12 protein-coding genes are annotated in these 26689 nt (G+C 63.0%); 6 read left to right on the top strand and 6 right to left on the bottom strand.

Features of this window, described 5'->3' with window-relative positions:
* Positions 1–178: 178 nt before the first annotated feature.
* The 5 genes from HX814_RS25000 to HX814_RS24980 form a co-directional block, all read right to left on the bottom strand.
* A complete protein-coding gene (locus HX814_RS25000; RefSeq protein ID WP_087695083.1) occupies positions 179–952 on the bottom strand; it encodes an enoyl-CoA hydratase/isomerase family protein in 774 nt (257 codons plus the stop codon).
* Positions 949–2106, bottom strand: a complete 1158-nt coding sequence (gene atuD / locus HX814_RS24995; protein ID WP_003209038.1) for a citronellyl-CoA dehydrogenase — start codon at positions 2104–2106, stop codon at positions 949–951. The genes HX814_RS25000 and atuD overlap by 4 nt, the downstream gene beginning before the upstream one ends.
* Positions 2107–2177: 71 nt before the next feature.
* Positions 2178–3794: a geranyl-CoA carboxylase subunit beta gene (gene atuC / locus HX814_RS24990; RefSeq protein WP_008431693.1), complete on the bottom strand. Its 1617-nt coding sequence runs from the start codon at positions 3792–3794 to the stop codon at positions 2178–2180.
* A 3-nt stretch (positions 3795–3797) separates the two neighbouring features.
* Positions 3798–4670, bottom strand: a complete 873-nt coding sequence (locus tag HX814_RS24985) for an SDR family oxidoreductase (RefSeq protein WP_102369612.1) — start codon at positions 4668–4670, stop codon at positions 3798–3800.
* 12 nt (positions 4671–4682) lie between these two features.
* Positions 4683–6461 carry an acyclic terpene utilization AtuA family protein gene (locus HX814_RS24980; protein WP_177008994.1) on the bottom strand — a complete coding sequence of 593 codons (1779 nt, stop codon included), beginning with the start codon at positions 6459–6461 and terminating at the stop codon, positions 4683–4685.
* A 154-nt stretch (positions 6462–6615) separates the two neighbouring features.
* Between HX814_RS24980 and HX814_RS24975 the strand changes: the two genes are divergently transcribed.
* The 3 genes from HX814_RS24975 (at position 6616) to HX814_RS24965 (ending at position 9207) form a co-directional block, all read left to right on the top strand.
* The gene (locus HX814_RS24975) at positions 6616–7239 is read left to right on the top strand and encodes a TetR/AcrR family transcriptional regulator (protein ID WP_008431685.1); all 624 of its coding nucleotides are present in this window, start codon (positions 6616–6618) and stop codon (positions 7237–7239) included.
* A gap of 99 nt (positions 7240–7338) precedes the next feature.
* The gene (locus tag HX814_RS24970; RefSeq protein WP_083853176.1) at positions 7339–8127 is read left to right on the top strand and encodes an ABC transporter substrate-binding protein; all 789 of its coding nucleotides are present in this window, start codon (positions 7339–7341) and stop codon (positions 8125–8127) included.
* 66 nt (positions 8128–8193) lie between these two features.
* Entirely contained in the window at positions 8194–9207 is a 1014-nt protein-coding gene (locus HX814_RS24965) for a GNAT family N-acetyltransferase (protein WP_008431680.1), read from the top strand.
* A gap of 138 nt (positions 9208–9345) precedes the next feature.
* Here the strand turns inward: HX814_RS24965 and HX814_RS24960 are convergent, their stop codons facing one another.
* The gene (locus HX814_RS24960) at positions 9346–9897 is read right to left on the bottom strand and encodes an RNA polymerase factor sigma-70 (RefSeq protein WP_003209024.1); all 552 of its coding nucleotides are present in this window, start codon (positions 9895–9897) and stop codon (positions 9346–9348) included.
* Positions 9898–10175: 278 nt separating this feature from the next.
* Here HX814_RS24960 and HX814_RS24955 point away from each other — a divergent pair, with 278 nt between their 5' ends.
* The 3 genes from HX814_RS24955 (at position 10176) to HX814_RS24945 (ending at position 26656) form a co-directional block, all read left to right on the top strand.
* On the top strand, positions 10176–10934 hold the full coding sequence (locus tag HX814_RS24955) for a thioesterase II family protein (RefSeq protein WP_003209023.1): 759 nt from the start codon (positions 10176–10178) through the stop codon (positions 10932–10934).
* A gap of 62 nt (positions 10935–10996) precedes the next feature.
* Positions 10997–23935, top strand: a complete 12939-nt coding sequence (locus HX814_RS24950; RefSeq protein WP_177008993.1) for a non-ribosomal peptide synthetase — start codon at positions 10997–10999, stop codon at positions 23933–23935.
* 132 nt (positions 23936–24067) lie between these two features.
* The gene (locus HX814_RS24945; protein ID WP_177008992.1) at positions 24068–26656 is read left to right on the top strand and encodes a hypothetical protein; all 2589 of its coding nucleotides are present in this window, start codon (positions 24068–24070) and stop codon (positions 26654–26656) included.
* The last annotated feature ends 33 nt before the right edge of the window (positions 26657–26689 follow it).

The following is a 26689-nucleotide window of genomic DNA, read 5'->3' as shown; positions in this document are numbered from 1 at the left end:
GGATGGCCCATGACGGCGGCCCACGCTCCAAAGCCGGAGTGAGGGCACACCGAGCCTAGGCGAGGTGCCGAGTGGTGGGGCAAGAGCGTTTTGGTTACTTTTGCGCTTTTCAAAAGTGACCCGCTGTAAGAGCGGAACCCATAGTCGCCATTACAAAAATAACGGATATGCCCCCGATTCATCGCGCCCACCCCGGCCTGCGCTTCTGCACAAACGCCTGAGTCCCCTCAACCCCTTCCTCACCACAAACCGCCTCGGCAAACCACTCGGCAGCCTGGTCCAACAACGGCCCCAACGCCTGCTCACCACTGGCCAGCAGCAACGCCTTGGTCCGCGCATTAGCCCCCGGAGCACATCGCAAAACCTGCCCCAACACCTCATCCAGCCGCTCCGCCAACGCCTGCGGATCGTGCTCCACAAAATGCACCAACCCCAACCGCAGCGCCTCAACCCCATCAAACCGCGCCGCCGTCAAAGCCAGCCGCCGCGCCTGGGTCAGCCCGATACGCTTCACCACGAACGGGGCAATCTGCGCCGGCAACAACCCAAGGCCGGTCTCCGGCAACCCAAACTGCGCCTGATGATCCGCAATCGCTACATCACTGACACACACCAACCCAAACCCGCCGCCCAGCACGGCACCCTCAAGCACCACAATCACCACCTGCGGCAGCGCCTCCACTTCCTGCAACAGCGTACCGAACGCCCGGTTCAACGCCTGCAAGCCACCCGCGGCTCCCGCGCGAGCCATGTCCTTCACATCGCCACCGGCCGAAAAATGCCCACCCGCGCCGCTGATAACCAACGCCCGCACGCTCTTGTCCCCAGCCACATCGGCCAGTACCGCACGCAGTTCGTTGACCATTTCCAGGCTCATGGCATTGCGGCTGTCCGGCCGATTGAGGGTCACATGCAGCACCCCGTTATGCGGTTCCAGCAACAACGTGTTCACGACTTCTTCCCCGGCAGGGTGCCCATCAATTTGCAAATGATCCCCAGCATGATCTCGTCCGCCCCACCACCAATCGACACCAGCCGCACATCGCGATAAGCCCGGGCCACCGGGTTGTCCCACATGAACCCCATGCCGCCCCAATATTGCAGGCAACTGTCGCTGACTTCCCGGCCCAGGCGGCCGGCCTTGAGCTTGGCCATGGAGGCCAGGCGCGTCACGTCCTGGCCCTTGATGTACTGCTCGGTGGCCTGGTACACCAGCGCCCGCAGGCATTCGATTTCGGTGGACAGTTCGGCCAGGCGGAAGTGGATCACCTGGTTGTCGATCAGCGCCTTGCCGAAGGTCTTGCGTTCCTTGCAGTAATCGATGGTGCTGTCGATGCAGTACTCCAGGCCCTTGACCATATTGGCCGCGCCGAACAGCCGCTCTTCCTGGAACTGCAGCATCTGCATCATGAATCCCGCACCTTCATGGCCGATGCGGTTGCGCTGGGGGATGCGCACGTCGTCGAAAAACACCTGGGCGGTTTCCGAGCTGTGCATGCCGAGCTTTTCCAGGGGCGGGCTGACGCTGATGCCGGGGGTGTTCATCGGCACCATGATCAGCGACTTGTTGATGTGCGGCTTGTCGTCCGAGGTGTTGGCCAGCAGGCAGATGAAGTCGGCGCTCGGTGAGTTGGTGATCCACATCTTGCTGCCGTTGATCACGTAGTCAGTGCCGTCCTTGCGGGCATGGGTTTTCAGCCCGGCCACGTCGGAGCCGGCGCCGGTTTCCGAAACGCCGATGCAGCCCACCTGTTCGCCGCTGATGGCCGGGCGCAGGAATTCTTCGCGCAATTCATCGGAGCCGAAGCGGGCGAGGGCCGGGGTGCACATGTCGGTCTGCACGCCGATGGACATCGGGATGCCGCCGCAGCGAATGCTGCCGAACTCTTCGGCGGCGACGATCGAGTAGCTGTAGTCGAGACCCATGCCACCGAATTTTTCCGGCTTGGAAATACCCAGCAAACCGAGGTCGCCGGCCTTGCGGAAGATCTCGTGGATCGGAAAGCGTCCGGCCTTTTCCCACTCATCCACATGCGGGTTGATCTCGCGCTCGACAAAGCCACGGACGGTGCGACGCAGTGCTTCGTGTTCCTGGGTGAAGATCATTTTTATTGTTCTCCCTATGGGGACGCGGGGCGTCCCGGGCTGCATTCCCACGCGGGGCGTGGGAACGATCATCAAAACCGCGCTGCACCAAAGCTGTTGGGCTGTAGTTGCCGCACCTCGGCCTCGTGGCAGATGTCCAGCAGAAACCCGAGCAAGGTTCGTGTATCCCGTGGGTCAATCAGCCCGTCGTCCCATAGGTTTGCGCTGCCGTAGAGGGCGGTGGACTGGCTGTCGAGTTTCTGTGCGGTGACCTGTTCGAGCATGTCGAGCACCTTGGGGTCGGGCACCAGGCCGTCTTTCAGTTGCTTGGCTTCGGTGACGATCCGCAGCACCTTGCCCGCCTGGGCGCCGCCCATCACGGCGGTGCGACTGTTGGGCCAGGCGAAGATAAAACGCGGGTCGAGCCCACGGCCGCACATCGCATAGTTGCCGGCACCGTAGGAGCCGCCGACGACGATGGTCAGTTTCGGCACCCGCGCATTGGCCACCGCCTGGATCATCTTCGCGCCGTGCTTGATCACGCCTTGCTGTTCCGACTCGGTGCCCACCATGAAGCCGGTGGTGTTGTGGAAGAACAGCAGCGGTGTCTGGCTCTGGTCGCACAGCTGGATAAATTGCGCGGCCTTGCTCGCACCCTTCGGGGTGATTGGCCCGTTGTTGCCGATAAAGCCACAGGCGCGGCCCTGGATATGCAGGTGGCCGCAGACGGTGTGCGGGTCGAACTCGCCCTTGAATTCGAGGAAGTTGGAAGCGTCCGCCAACCGCGCGAGGATTTCGCGCACGTCGTAGGGCTTTTTCGGATCGTCGGGGATCAGCCCCAACAGCTCGTCAATCGGGTACAGCGGCTCGCTGTAAGCGCGCTTTGGCACAGGCGGCAAGCGGTCATCCCACGGCAACAGGCTGACAATCTCACGCACGATGCGCACGCCGTCAGCGTCGTTTTCCGCCAGGTATTCAGCGGTGCCGGCGGTTTGCGCATGCATCTCGGCGCCGCCCAGTTCTTCATCGGTGGCGACTTCGCCGGTGGCGGCCTTGAGCAGCGGCGGGCCGGCCAGGAACAGCTTGGCCTTGCCACGCACCACCACCACGTAATCCGAAAGACCCGGCTGATAAGCGCCGCCCGCCGTGGCCGAGCCATGCACCACGGTGATCTGCGGCAGGCCCATGGCCGACATCCGCGCCTGGTTGGCGAAGCTGCGGGCGCCTTCGACGAAAATCTCGGCGGCGTAGTTGAGGTTGGCGCCGCCGCTTTCTGCCAGCGTCACCACCGGCAGTTTGTTTTCCATGGCGATCTGTTGCAGGCGCAGGGATTTTTTCAGGCCCGAGGGGGAAATGGTCCCGCCCTTGATCGCGCTGTTGTTGGCCACCACCAGCATGCGCACGCCGCTGACGTAGCCGATGCCGGCGATCAACCCGCCGCCAGCGGCGCTGCCGTCCTTGTCATCGTGCAGTTTGTAGCCGGCCAGGCTCGCCAGTTCGAGGAACGGCGCGCCGGGGTCGAGCAATAGATTCAGGCGTTCCCGTGGCAGCAGTTGCCCGCGCTTGTCGAACCTGGCCTTGGCTTCGGCGGCCTTGCCCAGCAGGTTTTGCTCCAGCTGGCGCAATTGATTGACGCCCGTGAGCATCGCTTCGCGGTTCTGCGCGAATTGCGGGCTGTGGGCGTCGAGTTGCGAGTCGATCACCGGCATGGCTTATTTCTCCTCCTTGAGCACGTCCGGCAAGTAAGCCCGGTGGAAACCATTAAAGGACACGCTCGGCGGTTGCGCCTTGTGCAGCGGCCAGGCGCGGCTGCCCAGGCTGGCGGCGCCGTCGATGCGCAAGGTGCTGCCGCTGACGAACGCGGCGGCGGGGCTGAGCAAGAACACAATCGCCGCGCTGACTTCCGATTCGGTGCCGATGCGCTTGAGCGGTACATGCTCGCGCAAGGTCGGGATCACCGCCTTGAATGCGCCTTCGTAGGTGTCCATGCCGCTGGAGGCAATCCAGCCCGGCGCCACGGCGTTGACCCGCACCCCCGCGTAACCCCATTCAAAGGCGGCGGTCTTGGTGAAGTTGTCCATGCCCGAACGTGCCGCACCGGAGTGCCCCATGCCGGGCATGCCGCCCCACATGTCGGCGAGCATGTTGACGATGGATCCGCCGTGCTTGCTCATGCTCTGGTTGAACACTTCCCGGGCCATCAGGAAACCGCCCACCAGGTTGGTGCGCAACACGGTTTCAAAGCCCTTCTGGTTGATCGACGCGAGCGGCGAGGGGTACTGGCCGCCGGCGTTGTTCACCAGGCCATGAATCGGGCCGTGCTCCTGCAGGACCTGGCCGACCAGCGCCTTGACCGCTTCTTCATCACGAATATCGCAGGCCTGCCAGCTGGCGCGACCGCCGTCCTCACTGACCTCCGCCGCCACCGTTTGCAGTTTTTCCGGCTTGCGCCCCACCAGGATCACATGGGCGCCGAGGGCTGCCAGCTCGTGGGCGGTGCAACGGCCAATGCCACTGCCGCCGCCGGTAACGATGATGGTCTGCCCCTGGAACAGGTCGGCTTTGAAGATCGAGTCGAAGGCCACGGCGCGGGTCCTTTAAGTGAATTGATCGGCAATGTGCTGCGGCACGGCAATCGGGATTTCCAGCAGTTGCTGGGCGAAGGCCTTGCCTTGGGGATCGATGCGCAGGCTGGCAATCCCGCCGCCACCCAGGGCGTTTTCCAGCAGGAAGTTCAGGCTGTGGCTGCCGGGCAAATACCAGCGCTCGACGCGGCCGTGGATCGGGTCGAGCACGTGGCTCATCCAGTCGACGATCACTTCGGGCGTCAGCGCCTCGGCGATCCACGGCAGGTACTCGGGCTGGCGGGCGATCACCCCGATGTTGCTGTGGTTGCCCTTGTCGCCGGAGCGGGCCACGGCCAGCTTGACCAGCGGCACGTTGGCGTCGGCGCGGCCTTGGGGTTTGGGCGGGTCGATCAATGCGATCGAGGTGTTCAGCGGTTTGGCGACGGGCAATTCGCAGGCATGCCGTTCGCCAAGGAAATCGACCTGCAATTGGCAGGCGCTTTTATCGATCAGGAATGAAAACAACCGAATCAGCGGGTACACCGTGGGTCGCCCGCCGACGATCCCGGTGAGCCCCGGCGCCATGCCGGTGGCCGCCTGGGCAATCTCCCGGGCGAACAGCACCAGCGCCTGTTTGCTGGGGTGACGCACCGCCAGTTTCACCACCACTTCGCGGCAGTCCTGGCGTTGGGCATGGGGGCCGTAGGTGGCTTCGCTGCCCAGCAGTTCGATGTTGATGTCGGTGTAGGGCGCCCAGCCGCGCTGGCTGAACAGCTCTGAGGTCTTGTTGATGATCGCCTGGCTGACCCGTTCGGCCTTGGCCACCGCGTCGATCCCGGCGATCAGGCAACTGGCGGTGCAGCGAAAACCATCCGGGTAGGTGGCGCTGATCTTGTACTGGTCGGTGGGCGGCAGGCCTTTGGCGCCGTGCAGGTGCACGCGGTTTTTGCCTTGTTGCCGGAGCTTGACCTGGCTGAAGTCGCAGATCACGTCGGGCAACAGGTAGGCGCGCGGGTCGCCGATTTCATACAGCAGTTGCTCGGCGACGCTCAGTTCGCTGATCAGTCCGCCGGTGCCCTCGACCTTGCTGACGGTGAACTGGCCGTCGGCACTGACCTCCACAATCGGGAAACCGATGTGTTCGTAGTCCGGCACCTCCCGCCAATCGGTGAAGTTGCCGCCGGTGCACTGCGCGCCGCATTCGATGATATGCCCGGCCAATGCCGCCTGGGCCAGGCGGTCGTAGTCCTGCCAGGACCAGTCGAATTCATGCACCAGCGCTGCGCTGACCACTGCGCTGTCGACCACACGGCCGGTGATGACGATATCGGCGCCCAGCTTCAACGCCTGCACGATACCGGGCGCGCCGAGGTAGGCGTTGGTGGATACGCACATCGGCGGCAAGGGCGCGCCGCTGAACATGTCGGTGACGCCGTGCAGTTGCTTGAACTGCGGTAGCAGGTCATCCCCCAGCAGTACGGCGATCTTCAACGGGATTCGGGCCTGGTCGCAGGCCGCCTGCAACGCGGCGGCGCAGGCCTGGGGGTTGATCCCGCCGGCGTTGCTGATCACGCGGATGCCCTGGCGCTGGATATCCGCCAGCAGCGGCGTCAGCACCTCGACGAAATCCGTGGCATAGCCGGCCTGGGGGTCTTTCATTCGCGCTCCGGCGAGGATCGACAGGGTGACTTCCGCCAGGTAGTCGAACACCAGGTAATCCAGCGTGCCGCCGTGCACCAACTGCGCAGCGGCGGTGCAGGTGTCGCCCCAGAAGGCGCTGGCGCAGCCGATGCGTACCGTCTTGTTCATGGGGCGTCCTTCCTCTGGTTTGCTGATACCAACACTACCAAGCAAGCGCTTGGTTTGTAAACTCTGGTCATAACTTTGCCCCAAGCGCTTGCTTGGTTGGCTGCCACGGCCTAAATTGCCGCCCAAGACGTAACCAGAAGTTAAGGAGAGCAGCATGGATGAGCAAAAAGCCCTGCGGGTGATGCGCACCATGGTCGAAGCCGGCCAATTGACCGACCCCGACAGTGCCCGTGGCAAGCTGCTGCAAACCGCGGCCCACCTGTTTCGCAACAAGGGTTTTGAGCGCACCACCGTGCGTGACCTGGCCGGCGCGGTCGGGATCCAGTCCGGCAGCATCTTTCATCACTTCAAGAGCAAGGACGAAATCCTGCGGGCGGTGATGGAGGAAACCATCCACTACAACACCGCCCTGATGCGCGCTTCCCTGGCCGAGGCGAGCAACGTGCGCGAGCGGGTGCTGGCGCTGATTCGTTGCGAATTGCAGTCGATCATGGGCGGCAGTGGCGAGGCCATGGCGGTGCTGGTGTATGAATGGCGTTCCCTGTCGGCCGAGGGCCAGGCCCAGGTGCTGGCCTTGCGCGACATCTACGAAGAGATCTGGTTGCAGGTGCTGGGGGAGGCGAAAAACGCCGGTTACATCAAGGGCGATGTGTTTATCACGCGGCGTTTCCTGACGGGCGCCTTGTCCTGGACCACCACCTGGTTTCGCGCCCAGGGCAGCATGACCCTCGAGCAACTGGCCGACGAAGCCTTGCTGATGGTGTTGAAAGCTGACTAGCCCTTTCGCGCAAGCTATTAATTGTGTGGCAGAAAGTTGTCTCGATAGACAAAAACGCCTAGCTTAGCGGGATCAAAGTTTTCGACGGTGTGTGCCTTGATGTTTTCGCCTTGGCGATTGGCTGCAGGACTCTCAATATGGGCACTTGGCGCACTGTGGCTGATGCCTGCCTCGGCCGCCCAACTGGTGAGGGTCGGTGCTGCGCATTTCCCGCCATACACCGTGCGCCCGGAGCAGGGTGCCGACACCGGGTTGCTGCCGCAACTGGTGGAAGCCTTGAACGCCCTGCAAACCGACTACCAGTTTGTGCTGGTACCCACCTCGATTCCCCGGCGTTTTCGCGACTTCCAGCAAGGTCGGGTGGACATGGCGATCTTCGAAAACCCCAAGTGGGGCTGGCAGGATATTGCCCACACCGATGTCGACATGGGCCTGGAGGATGCGGAAATCTTCGTGGCCCAGCAGGAGCCCGGTCGCGACCAATCGTATTTCGCCGACCTGACCGGCAAGCGCCTGGCGGTGTTCAGCGGCTATCACTACGCGTTCGCCAATTTCAACCCCGACCCCAAGTACATGGCGGAGCACTTCAACGCCACCTTGACCTATTCCCACGACAGCAACCTGCTGATGGTCGCCCGGGGCCGGGCCGACATCGCCCTGGTGACACGTTCCTACCTCAGTGATTTCCTGGTGCGCAATGCCGATACGGCGGGGCAGTTCCTGGTGTCCGAGCGGATCGACCAGGTGTACCACCACTATGCGTTGCTGCGGCCCAAGGCGCCGATCACGGGGCCGGCGTTCGCCGGGCTGCTCAAGCAGCTGAGGGACAACGGCCAGTTGCTGAAGATCTTCGAGCCTTACCGCATCGATGTAATGCCGGTACCGTGATCGTCTAAATTTTTGCCCTCGGCTCACGTCACTTGTTGAACTGTCGACGATTCGTGAGCCCATCCCATGTCCAATCTGAATGACCTGTCAGTGCTGCCCTTGCCGGCGGGACCCGCCCTGAATGCTGATGAAACTGATAGCCGCCTGAGCCTCACCCTTGAGGGCCAGCCGCTGATTCGCCTGCGCCTTGAGCGGGGTGATGAGGTGCAGGTGCATTTGCAGGAGCCCGCCAGTGTGCCGGCTGCCCGTGCCTTGTGGGCGGCGTGTTATTGGCTGTTTGCCAGGGAGCCCGGGCGTCAGCGACTGGTCTGGTGTCTTGAGCATGCGCCGGAAGATGCCTTGCGCAGTGGGTTGCTGGTGGCGACCGGGGTTGCCGGGCAGTTTCATTGCGAGCGCACGCTGTTCTGGCAGTTGCCGCAACCGTGGCTGGGGCAATCTCTCACGGGGGCTTATCCGCAGCAGATGATCATCAGCGGCGGCAAGCGTCATCCTGCCCGTGCGCCGAAGCCGCGGGGCGAGGTGTATCGGCGGTTTGATGCGCGGCTGGGGGCGTGGATTTCACTGCGTACGGTGGAGATTGATGTTGATCTGGCGCGCTTCAATCGTTGGCAGAACAGTGCGCGGGTGGCGAATTTCTGGCAGGAAACTGGCAGCCTGGAACAGCATCGGGAGTATCTGGACAAGCTGGAAGCGGATCCCCATGCGTTGACGTTGATTGGCTGTTTCGATGATGAGCCGTTTGCTTATTTCGAGGCGTATTGGGCGAAGGAGGATCGGATTGCGCCGTTTTATGATGCGGCGGATTACGATCGCGGGATTCATATGCTGGTGGGCGAAGAGCACCACCGTGGTCCGCACAAGGTAGCGAGTTGGTTGTCGGCGCTGGTGCATTACTTGTTTCTCGATGATCCGCGTACGCAGCGTGTAGTGGCTGAGCCTCGGGCGGATAACGGGAAGATGATTGGGCATATGCAGAATCAGTGTTTCCACTGTGAGAAGGAGTTTGATTTTCCTCATAAGCGGGCGGCGTTGATGATTCTGGGGCGGGAGCGGTTTTTTGAGCGGTGTGGGTTGGTTTGACTGAGCAAAAAATCTGAGTGCACGAAGATCAAATGTGGGAGCGGGCTTGCTCGCGAAAGCGCAGTGTCAGTCAATGCATGTGTGACTGATCCACCGCTTTCGCGAGCAAGCCCGCTCCCACATGGGATGTGTGGCGCGTCAGGCCCGCCGCGCAAACGTGTCGCTATGGGTCCCGGAAACCTTCCGGCAATGCACCAGTGCATCGCGAATCATAAAGTTCACCAACGTCGGTGAAACCCCCAGCTCCTTGGCAATATCCTTCTGCGGCACCCCGTGCAGCCGGTACATCTCAAACGCGTAACGCGTGCGCTGAGGCAACTCGGTCAAGGCGTCGGCAATGTTCTCCAGCGTCGAAAAGTTGATGTGCGAGGTCTCAGGTGAAGCGCCGTGAATAACCACATTCAAGCCTTCCTCTTCCGTGCCGGAATATTTCAGCTCCAGCGCCTGCTTGCGGTAGTGATCAATAGCCAGGTTGCGCACGATCTGGAACAGGTAACTGAGCTGCGCCTTGAACGATGACGTGATGGTGGGGGCCGATTGCAACCGGAAGTAGGCGTCTTGCACCACGTCTTCGGCGCGGGATCGGCAGCCGGTAATACGCGCTGCGATCTTGACCAGGATCAGTCGATTGTCGACGAAGGCCTGGAGTAGGGGTGAGTCGCACCTGCCTGTGGATACTTGTTCCGTCATGGAAATCACCTTGTTGCAAGAGAAGGTTGGGGGAGGGCGTCCTTGCTGAGGCCTCCTACACATCGGGCAACAAATTATGCTTAATGATAATGATTGTCAAATGAGAAGACGAACTAATCTTATGCTTTATCGAGAGGTGTGAACGGCGTCTCGCTGACTAATTATTTCCCGGTGCCATCCGTTCTCATGGGTGAAAGGCCAGTTAACAAACCGGCCAAGGATCAGCGCCTGGAGGAGGACAAAATGGGTTTTTATCGTGTGAGCGGGAGTGGTCTGAAATGAACACGCCGGCTCGATTACGCCTGTTTTGCCTGCCTTACTCCGGCGCCAGCGCCATGGTCTACAGCCGCTGGCGGCGGGCGCTGCCGGAGTGGTTGCAGGTGCGGCCGCTGGAGTTGCCGGGGCGCGGCATGCGCATGGACGAGCCGTTGCAGCGCGATATCAAAAACCTGGCCGGGCAACTGGCTGATGAGATCCGCGCCGAGCTGGACGGCCCCTACGCCTTGTTCGGCCACAGCCTCGGCGGCCTGCTGGCCTTCGAACTGGCCCATGCCCTGCGCGAACGGGGCGCGCCGCCGCCATTGGCGCTGTTTGCCTCGGGTACCGCCGGCCCGGCCTGTCGCGATGTCAGCGAATACGCCATCGAGAAAAACGACGAACAACTGATCGCCCGCCTGCGGGAACTCAAGGGCACGGGCGAAGACGTGCTGGCCAACGCCGAACTGATGCAGTTGATGCTGCCGATCCTGCGGGCCGACTTCCTGCTGTGCGGCAGTTTCGAATACGGCGAGCGTGAGCCGCTGAGCCTGCCCATCCATGTATTCGGCGGCAAGCAGGACACGGTGCGCGCCGATCAACTGCTGGACTGGCAGCAAGACACCGCCAGCGGTTTCTCCCTCGACATGTTCGACGGTCACCACTTCTTCCTGGTGCAGCACGAGAGTTCCGTACTGCGCTGTGTGCGGCGTTACGCCGACGAACACCTGGCCCGCTGGCGCAACGACGCCGCGCGGCAGATGGCCCGGGCAACCGGCTGAACAAGCCCCCCCGGCCACACATTCCCCGATTTCCCAGTAAGCCGATTTCAGGCAGGAACCCCATGATGGACGCCTTCGAACTTCCCCGCACCCTGGTTCAGTCCCTTCAACGCCGCGCCGCGCAAACCCCGGATCGACTGGCGTTGCGCTTCCTTGCCGAGACGGCCGAACAGAGCGTTGTCCTCAGTTACCGCGACCTCGACCTGCGCGCCCGCACCATTGCCGCCGCCTTGCAGGCCGACGCCGGGCTGGGCGATCGTGCGGTGCTGCTGTTCCCCAGCGGGCCGGATTACGTCGCGGCGTTCTTTGGTTGCCTGTACGCCGGGGTCATCGCGGTGCCGGCCTATCCGCCGGAGTCCGCCCGCCGCCATCATCAGGAGCGGCTGCTGTCGATCATTGCAGACGCCGAGCCGCGGTTGCTGCTGACCACGTCCAGCCTCGGTGATTCGCTGGCGCAACTCGAAGGCGCGCCGCAGTTGCTGTGCGTTGACAGTCTCCATGTTGAAATCGCGGGCAATTGGATCGCGCCCAACTTGCAGGACGATGACATCGCCTTCCTGCAATACACCTCCGGCTCCACTGCGTTGCCCAAGGGCGTGCAAGTGACCCACGGCAACCTGGTGGCCAACGAATTGCTGATCCGTCACGGCTTCGGCATCGACCTGAACCCCGACGATGTGATCGTCAGTTGGTTGCCGCTTTACCACGACATGGGCCTGATCGGCGGGCTGCTGCAGCCGATCTTCAGCGGTGTGCCGTGCGTATTGATGTCGCCGGCGTACTTCCTTGGCCGGCCATTGCGCTGGCTCGAAGCGATCAGCGAATACGGCGGCACCATCAGCGGCGGGCCGGACTTCGCCTATCGCTTGTGCAGCGAGCGAGTCAGCGAATCGGCATTGGATCGCCTGGACCTGAGCAAATGGCGCGTGGCGTATTCCGGCTCCGAGCCGATCCGCCTCGACACCCTCGAACGCTTCGCCGAGAAGTTCGCCGCCTGCGGTTTTACCCCGAACAATTTCTTCGCCTCCTACGGCTTGGCGGAGGCCACCTTGTTCGTTGCCGGCGGCACCCGTGGCCAGGGCATCCCGGCCGTGCGCCTGGACGAACAGGCTCTGGCCGCCAATCGCGCCGAGCCCGGTCAGGGCGCGGCGATCATGAGTTGCGGCACCAGCCAGCCCGCGCACGCGGTGCTGATTGCCGACCCCGCCACCCTGGCGACGCTCCCCGACAATGCCGTCGGTGAAATCTGGGCCACCGGCCCGAGCATCGCCCACGGCTACTGGCGCAACCCTGAAGCCACCGCCAAGACTTTCGTTCAGCACGAAGGCCGTACCTGGCTGCGGACCGGCGACCTCGGGTTTATCCGCGAAGGTGAAGTGTTCATCACCGGCCGGCTGAAAGACCTGCTGATCGTGCGGGGCCACAACCTGTATCCCCAGGACATCGAGCAAGCCATCGAGCGTGAAGTGGAAGTGGTGCGCAAGGGCCGGGTCGCCGCGTTCGCGGTGAATGACCAGGGCCTGGAAGGCATTGGCATCGCCGCCGAAATCAGCCGCAGCGTGCAGAAAATCCTGCCGCCGGAAGCACTGATCAAGGCGATTCGCCAGGCGGTGGCCGAAGCCTGCCAGGAAGCGCCGAGCGTGGTGGTGCTGCTCAACCCCGGTGGCTTGCCGAAAACGTCCAGCGGCAAGGTGCAGCGCTCGGCCTGCCGCACACGCCTGGCGGACGGCAGCCTCGACAGTTATGCGCAGTTCCCCGGCGTGCAGGCGCCGGTCGGCGATGCTGTCCTGCAATCCGAACTGCAAAACCAGATTGCCGCGATCTGGTGCGAGCAATTGCAGGTGACGCAGGTCGCCGCCGACGATCACTTCTTCCTGCTGGGGGGCAACTCCATCAGCGCCACCCAGGTCGTCGCCCGGCTGCGGGAAACCCTCGGCCTGGAACTGAACCTGCGCCTGTTGTTCGAAGCGCCCACCCTGGCTGCCTTCGCCACCAGCGTCGGGCAATTGCAGCAGGACGGCGGCGTGGCCCAAGGCGCAATCCATGGGTTGTCGCGACAGGAAGACCTGCCGCAATCCCTCGCGCAAAACCGCTTGTGGATCACCTGGCAACTCGACCCGCACAGCAGCGCCTACACCATTCCCGGCGCCTTGCGGTTGCGCGGCGAGCTGGATGAAGACGCGGTGCGCGCAACCTTCCAGCAACTGATCCAGCGCCACGAAGCCCTGCGCACGCGCTTCTTCGAGCGCGATGGCCAGGCCTTCCAGCGGGTCGACGCCAAGGCTGATTTCGATCTGCAAGTCATCGACCTCAGCGATTTGCCTGCCGCCGAGCGGGAAGCCCGTGCCAAGCAGATTCGTGAAGACGAAGCCCGCACCCAGTTCGACCTGGAGAAAGGCCCGCTGCTGTGGGTAACGCTGGTGCGCCTGGATGACGACGACCACCAACTGCTGGTGACGATGCACCACATCATCGCGGACGGCTGGTCGCTGAACGTGTTGATCGACGAATTCTCGCGACTGTACGCCGCTGCGTCCCAGGGCCAACCCCTGGAGCTGCCAGCGCTGGCCCTGCAATACGCCGACTACGGAAGTTGGCAGCGCCAGTGGCTGGCCGAAGGCGAGGGCCAGCGACAACTGGCTTACTGGAAACAACAACTGGGCGACGAGCACCCAACCCTGAGCCTGGCCACCGATCACCCGCGTTCGGCGCAGCACCTGCGCAGTGCCTCGCGTCACAGTGTGCGTGTGAGCGCGAGCCTCGGCGAAGCCATTCGCAAGACTGCCCAAAGCCACGAATCCACGCCGTTCATGCTGTTGCTCGCGGCGTTCCAGAGCCTGCTCTATCGCTACAGCGGCCAACGCGATATCCGCATCGGCGTGCCCAACGCCAACCGTCCGCGCCAGGAAACCCAAGGCCTGATCGGGTTCTTTATCAACACCCTCGTACTGCGCGCCGAACTGGATGCGCGCCTGCCCTTCGCCGAGTTGCTGACGGCAACCCGCACCGCAGCGCTGGGTGCCCAGGCCCATCAGGACCTGCCTTTCGAACAACTGCTGGAAGCCTTCCCCCAAGCTCGGGAACAAGGCCTGTTCCAAGTGATGTTCAACCACCAGCAACGTGACCTCGGCGCCCTGCGCCGCTTGCCGGGCCTGCTTGCCGACGAGCTGGCATGGCACAGCCGCGAAGCCAAGTTCGACCTGCAACTGCACACTGAAGAAGACCGCAACGGGCGCTTGAGCCTGTCCTTCGACTACGCCGATGAGCTGTTCGACGCCGCCACCATCGAGCGCCTGGCCGGGCACTTCATCAACCTGCTGCAAGCCATTTGCGAGCAACCACAACAGGCCATCGGCGACCTGAAGCTGTTGCACGCCGACGAGCAGCGCCAACAACAGCAGTGGAGCGCTGCGCCGTGCACACCGGCGCAGCGCTGGCTGCCGGAACAACTCAACCAACACGTCTCGGAACGCACCGCACTGGTGTGGCAGGACGGCAGCCTGACCTTCGCGCAATTGCACACCCAGGCCAACCGCCTGGCCCATTACCTGCGGGACAAGGGCGTCGGCCCGGACGTGTGCGTGGCCATCGCCGCCGAGCGTTCGCCGCAACTGCTGATCGGCCTGCTGGCAATCATCAAGGCCGGCGGCGCCTATGTGCCGCTGGACCCGGATTATCCCGCCGAACGCCTGGCCTACATGCTCAAGGACAGCGGCGTGCAACTGCTGCTGACCCAGACTTCACTGCTGGAACAACTGCCCACGGCGCAAGGCGTGTGCGTCATCGCCATGGACAGCCTCAAGCTCGACAGTTGGCCGACCCACGCGCCGGGTTTGCACCTCAATGGCGACAACCTCGCCTATGTGATCTACACCTCCGGCTCCACCGGCCAGCCCAAGGGCGTGGGCAACACCCATGCCGCGCTGGCCGAGCGCTTGCAGTGGATGCAAGCCACCTACCAATTGGATGAAACCGATGTGCTGATGCAAAAGGCGCCCATCAGTTTCGACGTGTCGGTGTGGGAGTGTTTCTGGCCGCTGATCACCGGTTGCCGCCTGGTGCTGGCCGGCCCCGGCGAGCATCGCGATCCCCATCGCATCGCGCAGTTGGTGCAGGAGCACGGCGTGACCACCCTGCACTTTGTGCCGCCGCTGTTGCAGCTGTTTGTCGACGAACCGTTGGCTGCCGAATGCACCAGCCTGCGTCGCCTGTTCTCCGGCGGTGAAGCGCTGCCTGCCGAGTTGCGCAACCGGGTGCTGGCGCAGTTGCCGGCGGTGCAGCTGCACAATCGGTATGGCCCCACCGAAACCGCGATCAACGTGACGCACTGGCATTGCCAGGCCGAGGACGGCGAGCGTTCGCCGATTGGCCGGCCGCTGGGCAATGTGATTTGCCGGGTGCTGGATGATCAGTTCGAGCCGCTGCCGGCGGGTGTGCCGGGTGAGTTGTGCATCGGTGGCATCGGCCTGGCCCGGGGTTACCTCGGGCGTGCGGGGCTGACCGCCGAACGCTTTGTCGCCGACCCGTTGGGTGAGGCGGGCGCACGCCTGTATCGCACCGGTGACCGCGTGCGCTGGAGCACCGACGGTGTGCTGGAATACCTCGGGCGCCTGGATCAGCAGGTCAAACTGCGTGGCTTCCGTGTCGAGCCTGAAGAAATCGAAGCCCGCCTGCTGGCTCTCGACGGCATCGCCCAAGCGGTGGTGCTGGTGCGGGAAACCGCAGCCGGTGCGCAGTTGATCGGTTACTACACCGCCAGCGAACCGTTGGATGAACAGGACGTAAAAACCGCCCTGGCCGCCGAGCTGCCGGAGTACATGGTCCCGGCGCAGTTGATGCGCCTGGACGCGATGCCCCTGAGCCCAAGCGGCAAACTGGATCGCCGCGCCTTGCCGGAACCGGTGTGGCAGGTACGTGAGCACGTCGAACCTGAAACAGCGCTGGAACAGCAAATCGCCGCGATCTGGCGTGAAGTCCTGGCGCTGCCACGCATCGGCCTGCGGGACGACTTCTTCGCCCTTGGCGGCCATTCGTTGCTGGCCACGCAAATCATCTCCCGCACCCGCCAGGCCTGTGACGTCGAACTGCCGTTGCGCACGCTGTTCGACGCCAGCGAGCTGGGGGCTTTCGCCGAGCAGGTCCGGCTGATCCAGGCCGCCGGGCAACGTAACCAACAGCTGGCCATTGGCAAGGTTGACCGCAGCCAACCGGTGCCACTGTCCTATTCCCAGCAGCGCATGTGGTTCCTCTGGCAGATGGAGCCCGACAGCCCGGCGTATAACGTCGGCGGCATGGCGCGCTTTCGCGGGGTGCTGGACGTGGGCCGTTTCGAGGCGGCGTTGCAGGCCTTGATCATGCGTCATGAAACCCTGCGCACGACTTTCCCGAGCATCAATGGCGTGGCGCAGCAGAAGGTTGCGGCGCAAACCGGCGTGCGCATGGATTGGCAGGATTTCTCGGCGTTCAGTGAGGCCGAGCGGCAACGGCGTGTGCAGCAACTGGCCGATCATGAAGCCCACACGCCGTTCAATCTGGAAACCGGTCCACTGCTGCGCGCCTGCCTGGTCAAGGCCGGCGAGCAGGAACATTACCTGGTGCTGACCCTGCACCATATCGTCACCGAAGGCTGGGCCATGGACATCTTTGCCCGTGAACTCAGCGCGCTGTATGAAGCGTTCATCGACGACCGCGAATCGCCACTGGCGCCACTGCCGGTGCAGTACCTCGACTACAGCGTGTGGCAGCGCCAGTGGCTGGAGTCCGGCGAACGCCAGCGCCAACTGGATTACTGGACCGCGCAACTGGGCACCGAACATCCGCTGCTGGAACTGCCGGCCGACCGTCCGCGGCCGCCGGTGCAAAGTCACCAGGGCGAGCTGTACCGTTTCGATTTGAACGATGACCTCGCCGCCCGCGTGCGTGCCTTCAACGCCGAACGTGGCCTGACCCTGTTCATGACCATGACCGCCACCCTCGCGGTATTGCTCTACCGCTACAGCGGCCAGACCGACCTGCGCATCGGTGCGCCGGTGGCCAACCGGATTCGCCCGGAAAGCGAAGGGCTGATTGGCGCATTTCTCAACACCCAGGTGCTGCGTTGCCAGCTTAACGGGCAGATGAGTGTCGGCGAACTGTTTGACCAGGTTCGCCACACCGTGATCGAAGGCCAGTCCCATCAGGACCTGCCGTTCGACCATCTGGTGGAGGCCCTGCAACCAACCCGCAGCGCGGCGTACAACCCGCTGTTCCAGGTGATGTGCAACGTGCAGCGCTGGGAATTCCAGCAGAGCCGCACCCTGGCCGGGATGACAGTCGAATACCTGGCTAACGACGCCCGCGCCACCAAGTTCGACCTCAACCTGGAAGTCACTGACCTCGATCATCGCCTGGGTTGCTGCCTGACCTACAGCACCGACCTGTTCGACGAGCCGCGCATTGCGCGCATGGCGGCGCATTGGCAAAACCTGCTGGAAGCCTTGCTCGCCGATCCGCAACAGCGCCTGAGTGAGTTGCCGTTGCTGGAGGCTGGCGAACAGCGCGCCCTGCAAGACAGCCTCGGCATTGAGGCTGGCGAGCATCGCCTCGACCAGTGCATCCATCACCTGTTCAGCGAGCAGGCCCTGGCCCGTGCCGATGCACCGGCGTTGACCTTTGCCGGGCAGACCCTGAGCTACAGCGAACTCGACAGCCGTGCCAATCGCCTGGCCTGGATGCTCCGCGAGCGCGGCGTGGGCCCGCAGGTGCGGGTCGGCCTGGCGTTGTCGCGTTCGCTGGAAATGGTCGTCGGCCTGCTGGCAATCCTCAAGGCCGGCGGCGCCTATGTGCCGCTGGACCCGGAATACCCGCTGGACCGCCTGCATTACATGATCGAAGACAGTGGCATCGGCCTGTTGCTTAGCGATGCCGCGATGTTCGACGCATTGGGCGAACTGCCTGAGAGTGTCGGCCGCTGGTGCCTGGAAGATGACCTGCTGACCCTGGCGGACTACCCGGCAAGCGAGTTGCCTTTCATCAGCCTGCCGCAACATCAGGCCTACTTGATCTACACCTCCGGTTCCACCGGCAAGCCCAAGGGCGTGGTGGTGTCCCACGGCGAAATCGCCATGCATTGCCAGGCGGTGATCGAGCGCTTCGGCATGCGCCCGGATGACTGCGAGCTGCACTTCTATTCCATCAACTTTGACGCTGCCACCGAGCGTCTGCTGGTGCCGTTGCTCAGTGGTGCCCAGGTGGTGTTGCGGGCCCAGGGTCAATGGGACGCGGAAGAAATCTGCGGGCTGATTCGTCGGCACCGCATCAATATCCTGGGCTTCACCCCAAGCTATGGCAGCCAGTTGGCGCAATGGCTGGCCACGCAAGACCAGACCCTGGCGGTGCGCATGTGCATCACCGGCGGTGAGGCCCTGACCGGCGAACACTTGCAGCGCATTCGTGCGGCATTCAAGCCGGCGCTGTTTTTCAACGCCTATGGCCCGACTGAAACCGTGGTGATGCCGTTGGCCAGCCTGGCCCCGGAAGCCCTGGAAGAGGGCGCCGGCAGCGTGCCGATCGGCAGCATCATCGGCGCGCGTGTGGCCTACATTCTGGATGCGGATCTGGCGCTGGTGCCGCAAGGCGCGACCGGCGAGTTGTACGTCGGCGGTGCAGGCCTTGCCCAGGGGTATCACCAGCGTCCGGGCATGACCGCGGAGCGCTTTGTCGCGGACCCGTTTGCCACGAACGGCGGTCGCCTGTATCGCACCGGTGACCTGGTGCGCCAGCGTGCCGATGGCCTGGTGGAATACCTCGGTCGTATCGACCATCAAGTGAAGATTCGTGGTTTCCGCATCGAGCTGGGAGAAATTGAAACCCGCCTGCTGGAACACGAGGCGGTGCGTGAAGCGGTGGTGTTGGCGCTGGACTCTCCGAGCGGCAAGCAGTTGGTGGCCTATCTGGTCAGCGACCAGGAGCAGGGCGCGCTGCGTGAATCCCTCAAGGCGCATTTGAAAGCGCAGCTGCCGGACTACATGGTGCCCGCGCACCTGATCGTCCTCGACAGCATGCCGCTGACCGCCAACGGCAAACTCGACCGCCGCGCCTTGCCGCAGCCGGACCCCGAGGCGAATCGTCAACAGTACGTGGCGCCGCGCAACGAGCTGGAGCAAAACCTCGCGGCCATCTGGTGCGCGGTACTGAACGTGCAACAGGTAGGCCTTGACGACAACTTCTTCGAGTTGGGCGGCGACTCGATCCTGTCGATCCAGGTGGTCAGCCGGGCCCGGCAGGCGGGGATTCATTTCAGCCCGCGTGATTTGTTCCAGCACCAGACCGTGCAAACCCTGGCCGCCGTGGCGACCCGCAGCGAGCAGGTCAGCGCCGAACAAGGCGTGTTGACCGGCGCGTCCGGGCTGACGCCGATCCAGCACTGGTTCTTCGACACCGACATCCCGGAGCGCCAACACTGGAACCAGGCATTGCTGCTGGAGCCGGTTCAGGCCCTGGAACCTCATCGCCTGGAGCAAGCGTTGCTGGCGGTGCTGGAACATCACGACGCCCTGCGCCTGAGCTTCACCCAGCGCGACGCCCAATGGCACGCCGAACACTTGGCGGTGCCGGAAGGCGGCCTGCTGTTGCAGGCCCAGGTGGCGGACATGGAGCAGTGCGGCGCGCTGTTCACCGACACCCAGCGCAGCCTCAACCTCGCCCATGGCCCGTTGTTGCGCGCGTTACTGGTGGACGGCCCACAAGGCCAGCGCCGGCTGCTGATCGCGATCCATCACCTGGTGGTGGACGGCGTTTCCTGGCGGGTATTGCTGGAAGATTTGCAGACCGTGTATCGCCAGTTGAGCGACGGCCAGCCGGTCAACCTGCCGGCCAAGACCAGCGCCTTGCGCGACTGGGCGGCGCGGTTGCAGGCGTATGCCGGCAGCGAATCCCTGCGTGAGGAGCTGCACGTGTGGCAGCAACAGTTGGCCGGCCCTGCCGTTGAGTTGCCGGTGGATCGCCCACAGGGTTCGCTGCGCAATCGCGACGCCGATACCGTCAGCGTGCGCCTGGATGCCGAGCGCACCCGCCAGTTGTTGCAGCAGGCGCCAAGTGCCTACCGCACCCAGGTCAACGATTTGCTGCTGACGGCCCTGGCCCGTGTGCTGTGCCGTTGGAGTGGCCATGAATCCGCATTGATCCAGCTGGAAGGCCACGGCCGCGAACCGCTATTCGACGAGATCGACCTGACCCGCAGCGTCGGCTGGTTCACCAGCGCCTACCCGCTGCGCCTGACCCCGCTGCATATCGAAGAGGCCGCCGGGCAGGGCGCCTCGATCAAGGCGATCAAGGAGCAACTGCGCGGCGTGCCCCACAAAGGGTTGGGTTATGGCGTGCTGCGCTACCTGGCCGACGACCTGTGCCGCCAGACCATGGCCGCGTTGCCGAGCGCCAGTATCACCTTCAACTACCTCGGCCAGTTCGACCAGAGCTTTGGCGCCGACGCACTGTTCCACCCGCTGGACGAGTCCGCCGGGATCGCCCACGACCCGGACGCGCCGTTGCCCAACGCGCTGAGTGTCGACAGCCAGGTGTACGGCGGTGAGCTGGTGCTGCGCTGGACCTTCAGCCGCGAGCGTCACCACAGCCAGACCATCGCTGAACTGGCGGACGCTTACCTGGCGGAACTGCAAAGCCTGATCGAACATTGCCTCAAGGCAGACGCGGGCGGCCTTACGCCGTCGGACTTCCCGCTGGCGCACCTGACCCAGGGGCAACTCGATGCGCTGCCGGTGCCGGCCAATGCCATCGAAGACGTGTACCCGCTGACCCCGATGCAGGAAGGCTTGCTGCTGCACACCCTGCTGGAACCGGGCACCGGCCTCTACTACATGCAGGACCGCTACCGCATCAACAGCGCCCTGGACCCCGAGCGTTTCGCCCAGGCCTGGCAGGCGGTGATCGCCCGTCATGAAGCCTTGCGCGCCTCGTTCTGCTGGAACGTCGGCGAAGACATGTTGCAGGTTATCCACAAGCCCGGCAGCACGCCGATCGAGTACCTCGACTGGAGCCAGGAGCCGGAAAGCGAGCAGGAACCGCGCCTGCAAGCGTTGCTGAAAAACGAGCGTGAAGCCGGTTTCGATCTGCTTAACCAGGCGCCCTTCCACCTGCGGCTGATCCGCGTAGGCGAAGCCCGCTACTGGTTCATGATGAGCAACCACCACATCCTGATCGATGCGTGGTGCCGCTCGCTGCTGATGAACGATTTCTTCGACATCTACACGGCCCTCGGCGAAGGTCGCGAAGCGCAACTGGCGACGCCACCGCGTTACCGCGATTACATCGCCTGGCTGCAACGCCAGAACCTCGCCGAGGCGCGCCAGTGGTGGCAGCAGAACCTGCAAGGGTTCGAACGCACCACACCGATTCCGAGCGACCGGCCGTTCCTGCGCGAGCATGCCGGCCACAGCGGCGGCATGGTGGTAGGCGACTGCTACACCCGCCTGGATGTGCGCGACGGCGCGCAATTGCGCGAGCTGGCCCAGGCTCATCAATTGACGGTGAACACCTTCGCCCAGGCGGCATGGGCCCTGGTGCTGCGGCGCTTGAGTGGCGATCGCGACGTGCTGTTCGGCGTCACCGTGGCAGGGCGCCCGGTAGAAATGCCCGAGATGCAGCGCACTGTCGGGCTGTTTATCAACAGTATCGCCTTGCGGGTCAAGCTGCCGGAGGACGATCAGCAGTGCAGCGTGCGCCAATGGTTGAGCGGCCTGCTCGACAGCAATATGCAACTGCGCGAGTACGAGTACCTGCCGCTGGTGACCATCCAGGAGCACAGCGAACTGCCGAAAGGCCAGCCGCTGTTCGACAGCCTGTTCGTGTTCGAGAACGCCCCGGTGGAAGTCTCGGTACTGGACCGTGCGCAAAGCCTGAATGCCACCTCGGATTCCGGTCGCACCCACACCAACTTCCCGCTGACGGCCGTGTGCTACCCGGGCGATGACCTGGGCTTGCACCTGTCCTACGACCAGCGTTATTTCGATGAAACCACCGTGCAAGGCATGCTCGCTGAATTCAAGCGGCTGCTGCTGGCGCTGGTGCAGGGCTTCCATGGCGACATGGCCGACTTGCCGCTGATTGGCGAGCAGGAGCGTGAGTTCCTGGTGGACGGCTGCAACCAGAGCGAGCATGAATATCCGCTGGAGCGCAGTTACATCGAGCTGTTCGAAGCCCAGGTGGCACAGCATCCACAGCGGATTGCCGCCAGTTGCCTGGATCAGCAATGGACCTACTCTGAGCTGAACCGGCGCAGTAACCGCCTGGGTCATGCGCTGATTGCCGCGGGTGTCGGGCTGGACCAACCGGTGGCGTTGCTGGCTGAACGTAATCTGGATTTGCTGGGCATGATCATCGGCAGCTTCAAGGCCGGTGCCGGTTACCTGCCGCTGGACCCGGGCCTGCCGAGCCAGCGCTTGAGCCGTATTATCGACTTGAGCCGCACGCCGTTGCTGGTGTGCACCGAAGCGTGCCGTGAGCAGGCGCAGGTGCTGCTGGAAGAGTTTGCCTGCTGCGGCCGGCCGAAGTTGCTGGTGTGGGAGGAGATGGCTGGCTCGCAGGAAAACCCCGGTATCTACAGTGCGCCGGACAACCTTGCCTACGTGATCTACACCTCGGGCTCCACCGGCTTGCCCAAGGGCGTGATGGTGGAGCAGCGCGGCATGCTCAATAACCAGTTGAGCAAGGTGCCGTATCTGCAACTGACTGAGCACGATGTGATCGCCCAGACCGCCTCGCAAAGTTTCGATATCTCGGTGTGGCAGTTCCTCGCGGCACCGCTGTTCGGGGCGCGGGTGGACATTGTGCCGAATACCATTGCCCATGATCCGCAAGGCTTGCTCGCTCACGTCCAGGCCCAGGGCATTACCGTGCTGGAAAGCGTGCCGTCACTGATCCAGGGCATGCTCGCCCAGGAGCGCATGAGCCTGGATGGCTTGCGCTGGATGCTGCCGACGGGTGAAGCGATGCCGCCGGAACTGGCGCACCAGTGGTTGCTGCGTTATCCGCAGATTGGCCTGGTCAACGCGTATGGTCCGGCGGAATGTTCTGACGACGTGGCGTTCTTCCGCGTCGACCTGGCGTCGACCCGTGGCACTTATCTGCCGATTGGTACGCCGACTGACAACAACCGGTTGTACCTGCTGGACGGCGCGCTGGAATTGGTGCCCCAAGGCGCGGTTGGCGAGTTGTGCGTGGCCGGGACGGGCGTGGGGCGTGGTTATGTCAGCGATCCGCTGCGCACGGCGCAAGCGTTTGTGCCGAATCCATTTGGTGCGGACCGGTTGTATCGAACAGGGGATTTGGCCCGCCGTCGCAGCGACGGTGTGTTGGAGTACGTCGGGCGCATCGACCATCAGGTGAAGATTCGCGGTTACCGGATCGAGCTGGGTGAAATCGAAGCGCGCCTGCATGAGCAGCCTGAAGTGCGGGATGCGGCGGTGGGCGTGCAGGAGGGCGTCAACGGCAAGCATCTGGTGGGCTACCTGGTGGCGGCGGATGCGCAGCTCAACCCGGGTGAGCGCCTCGATCGCATCAAGCAACGCCTGCGGGCCGAGCTGCCGGAATACATGGTGCCGTTGCATTGGTTGTGGCTCGACCGGTTGCCGCTGAACGCCAACGGCAAGCTGGACCGCAAGGCCTTGCCGGCACTGGAGATCGGCCAGTTGCACAGCCAGGAATATCTGGCGCCGCGCAATGAGCTGGAGCAGACGCTGGCCGGGATCTGGGCCGAGGTGCTCAAGGTCGAGCGCGTCGGCGTGCAGGACAACTTCTTCGAACTGGGCGGGCATTCGTTGCTGGCCACGCAGATAGCTTCACGGGTGCAGAAGACGCTGCAGCGGGATGTGCCGTTGCGGGCGATGTTCGAGTGCAGCACGGTGGAGGCGTTGGCGGGGTATATCGACGGGCTGGCGGCGAATGAGATCAGCGCCGAGAAGGTGGATCGGTTGAGTGATTTGATGGCGGAGCTGGAGGGTTTTTAACTCGGATCGCAACGCGCCACTCGTCGGGTGGCGCGGTTTTTAAGGTTCGAACTGTGAATTCTGACAGTAGGCAAGGGGGGCATTTCGGCGTGTGATGGGCAACACCATCACTCGTTGAAATGGAGTTCTATCATGCCCAAGTCATCACCGTTGACCCTTGACCTGCCCAAGCCACAGTTGGTCGAAGCCGAGGGAGAGCCCCGGGTTGACCCGCTCCAGTTGCTGGAGGGGGCTACTGTCCGGGTGTTCTACGAAGGGATGCTCAGCACCGACAGTATTGCGTTGCGCTGGGAGTCGACACCGGGGGAATACGCGCCGATTGCCTCCCTGGATGGCGTCGAAGCGGGCTCGGTCGAGTTCCACGTACCCCCGTATTACGTAGGGCTGCGCATTGATAACTTCGCGCTGTTTTCCTATGTCGTTACCCGCGATGGCGAGGAACATCCTTCCCCCGTTGCCGACGTGTTCATCAAGCTGCCGTCCAATTTGCCGCAACTGCAGATCTTTCAAGCCTCAGGCGGTGTTCTGGACCTGTCCTTGTTGTGCGGTGAAGACCCGGTTCTGCATGTCGACGCCTGGCCGTTCATCGACCCGGTTCAAGTGGCTCAGGTCTATATCGGGGGGATTTACCCTGATGGGTCCAAGGCCAGTCTCTACCCTTATGAAGATGCACCGGTAACAGAGGAGGACGTGCGCCACGGCTGGACCCGAAAGTTGTCCCGTGCCGAGCTGGCCACGCTCAAGCATGACAGTGAGCTTTATATTGCGTTCTACGTTGAGTTTTTGCCGCGTGCGGATTCCAGGCCGGTGTATCGGCTGATTTCTGGTTTGGTGTTGACGTTGCTCATCGAGCCTCATTTGGATCTCGTAGCGCCCACGGTGGTGGAAGCCACGCAAATCACACCTGAAAATCTCGTATTGAATCCGGTCAATACCCAGGACGGTGCGACCATCCGGGTCAGCTATGAGCATATGTGCCCTTGCGACTGGGTTTGCGCCTTCTGGGAAGGGACTGCCGGGGCAGGCACTCCGGTACTCGAGTGCAAGCAGGCCGACAATCGGGACGTTGTTGATTTTAATGTGCCGGCGTCAGCCATCAGCGCCAATTTCAATAAGCAGGTGTCGGTCCGCTACACCGTCCGACGGGAAGGGCAAACCTGGTCGGCGCTGCCGCGACCGGTAAAAATCCTGAATATCTCCGGCCTGCCCAAGCCGCAGGTGGAACAGGCCACGGGCAGTACGCTGGACCTCAATACGTTCCAGGGGGACGCGCAACTGACGGTGGCGGCCTATGCGTACGGCGCCTTGGGGCAGCCCTGCTGGATGTGGGTAACCGGTGAGCGGGAAGATGGCGCGCCTTATCGCTTCGATGTGCTGGACGGCGAGCCGCTCTCCGAGCAATGGCTGCAGGAGGGCGTCAGTACGCTGCTGTCCCGGCGCGACCTGCAAAAACTGGCCGATTGCAGCCGCTTTGACGTGCATTTTGCGGTGAACTTCGATGGCCGGTCCGACAGGGCCAGCGCCGAACCGTTTCCTGTGCTGCACCTGGATATTCATCAGGAAGACCTGGTCCTGAAACCCTTGACCATTCGGGAGGCCGTGGGCTCGCAGTTGACGGTATGGAATGGCCGTGATGGCGTGACGGCACGGGTGGAATATGACCACATCAGTGCTCATGACGAGATCAGCGTGTGTTGGACACAATCGGACGGTAGTTGCCTGCCGTTGCCACCCAAGCCGGGTAACACTGATCCGAAGTACGTTGACTTCACCATTCCCCGCGAGGCTGTAATCGCTGGAAGCGGCAAAACAGTGCCCGTCAGTTACAGCGTCGCGAGCGCATGCAAGCACGTCACGTCAGCTGACCTGGAGCTACAGATCAGTGTCCCGCAGCGCTTGCCTGCGCCAGAGGTGCCGCAGGCCACTCAATTGCCCGGTGGCCAGGGGACACTGGACTTGCGCACCTTTACCGGGGATGCCGAGATTACGCTGCAAGCCTGGTGGTTCATCCTGGCGGGGCAAAAGGGCTGGCTGGAATGTACGGGAACCTTGCTCGACGGGTCGTCCCATACCCTCAAGCTGCTGGTCAATGAGCCGATCACGCAAGAGCAGGCAAACCATGGGTTGTCGCACGTTCTGCCTCGTGAGGAACTGGAAAAGTTTCGCCACAGGTCCGTATTGAACATCGTGTTCAAGGTTACGGCGGACGGCAGCTCCCATGTGAGCGAAGCAATTGTGTTCCCTGTGCTGATGTTGCTGTTGCGCAAGCAGTACAGAGACCTGACGGATTTCAACGATCAGACCTTGGGTTTATGGACCGTAGGGTCAGGCGCACCCGATGCCAGGGATATCAGCATTGAATATATGGGGACGGGACCTGACGGCAAGCCCGATTACGCAGTCAGGAATTTCACATACACCAATAACAGTTTCGGCCCGATCCTGCAGCGGCGCTTCTTGGATTTGGAGAGCGGTTTTACTTATCGGTTTTCCGTACGGATTCGACGGTACAGCGTTGCGTTCGCGACGCCCAAGTTATCGTTGCGCAAAGACTCCATTCAACAAACACCGGTGGAAGAGTTGGTTGACCTGAACTGGCACACACTGAGCTTCACCTTTACGCCAACCATCGCTCCCGTGCTGCTGGAAATCTATAGCCATGAAGGCGCTACGAGCGGCAACGATTGGTACATGGATGATTTCCTGGTCGAGGGGATTTAATCCGCGCTGAAAAGACAATGCCCGCTTCGATGC

The organism is Pseudomonas sp. C8002 (assembly GCF_013385765.1).
Taxonomy (GTDB): domain Bacteria; phylum Pseudomonadota; class Gammaproteobacteria; order Pseudomonadales; family Pseudomonadaceae; genus Aquipseudomonas.
This window is presented reverse-complemented; position numbering and strand designations above follow the sequence as displayed.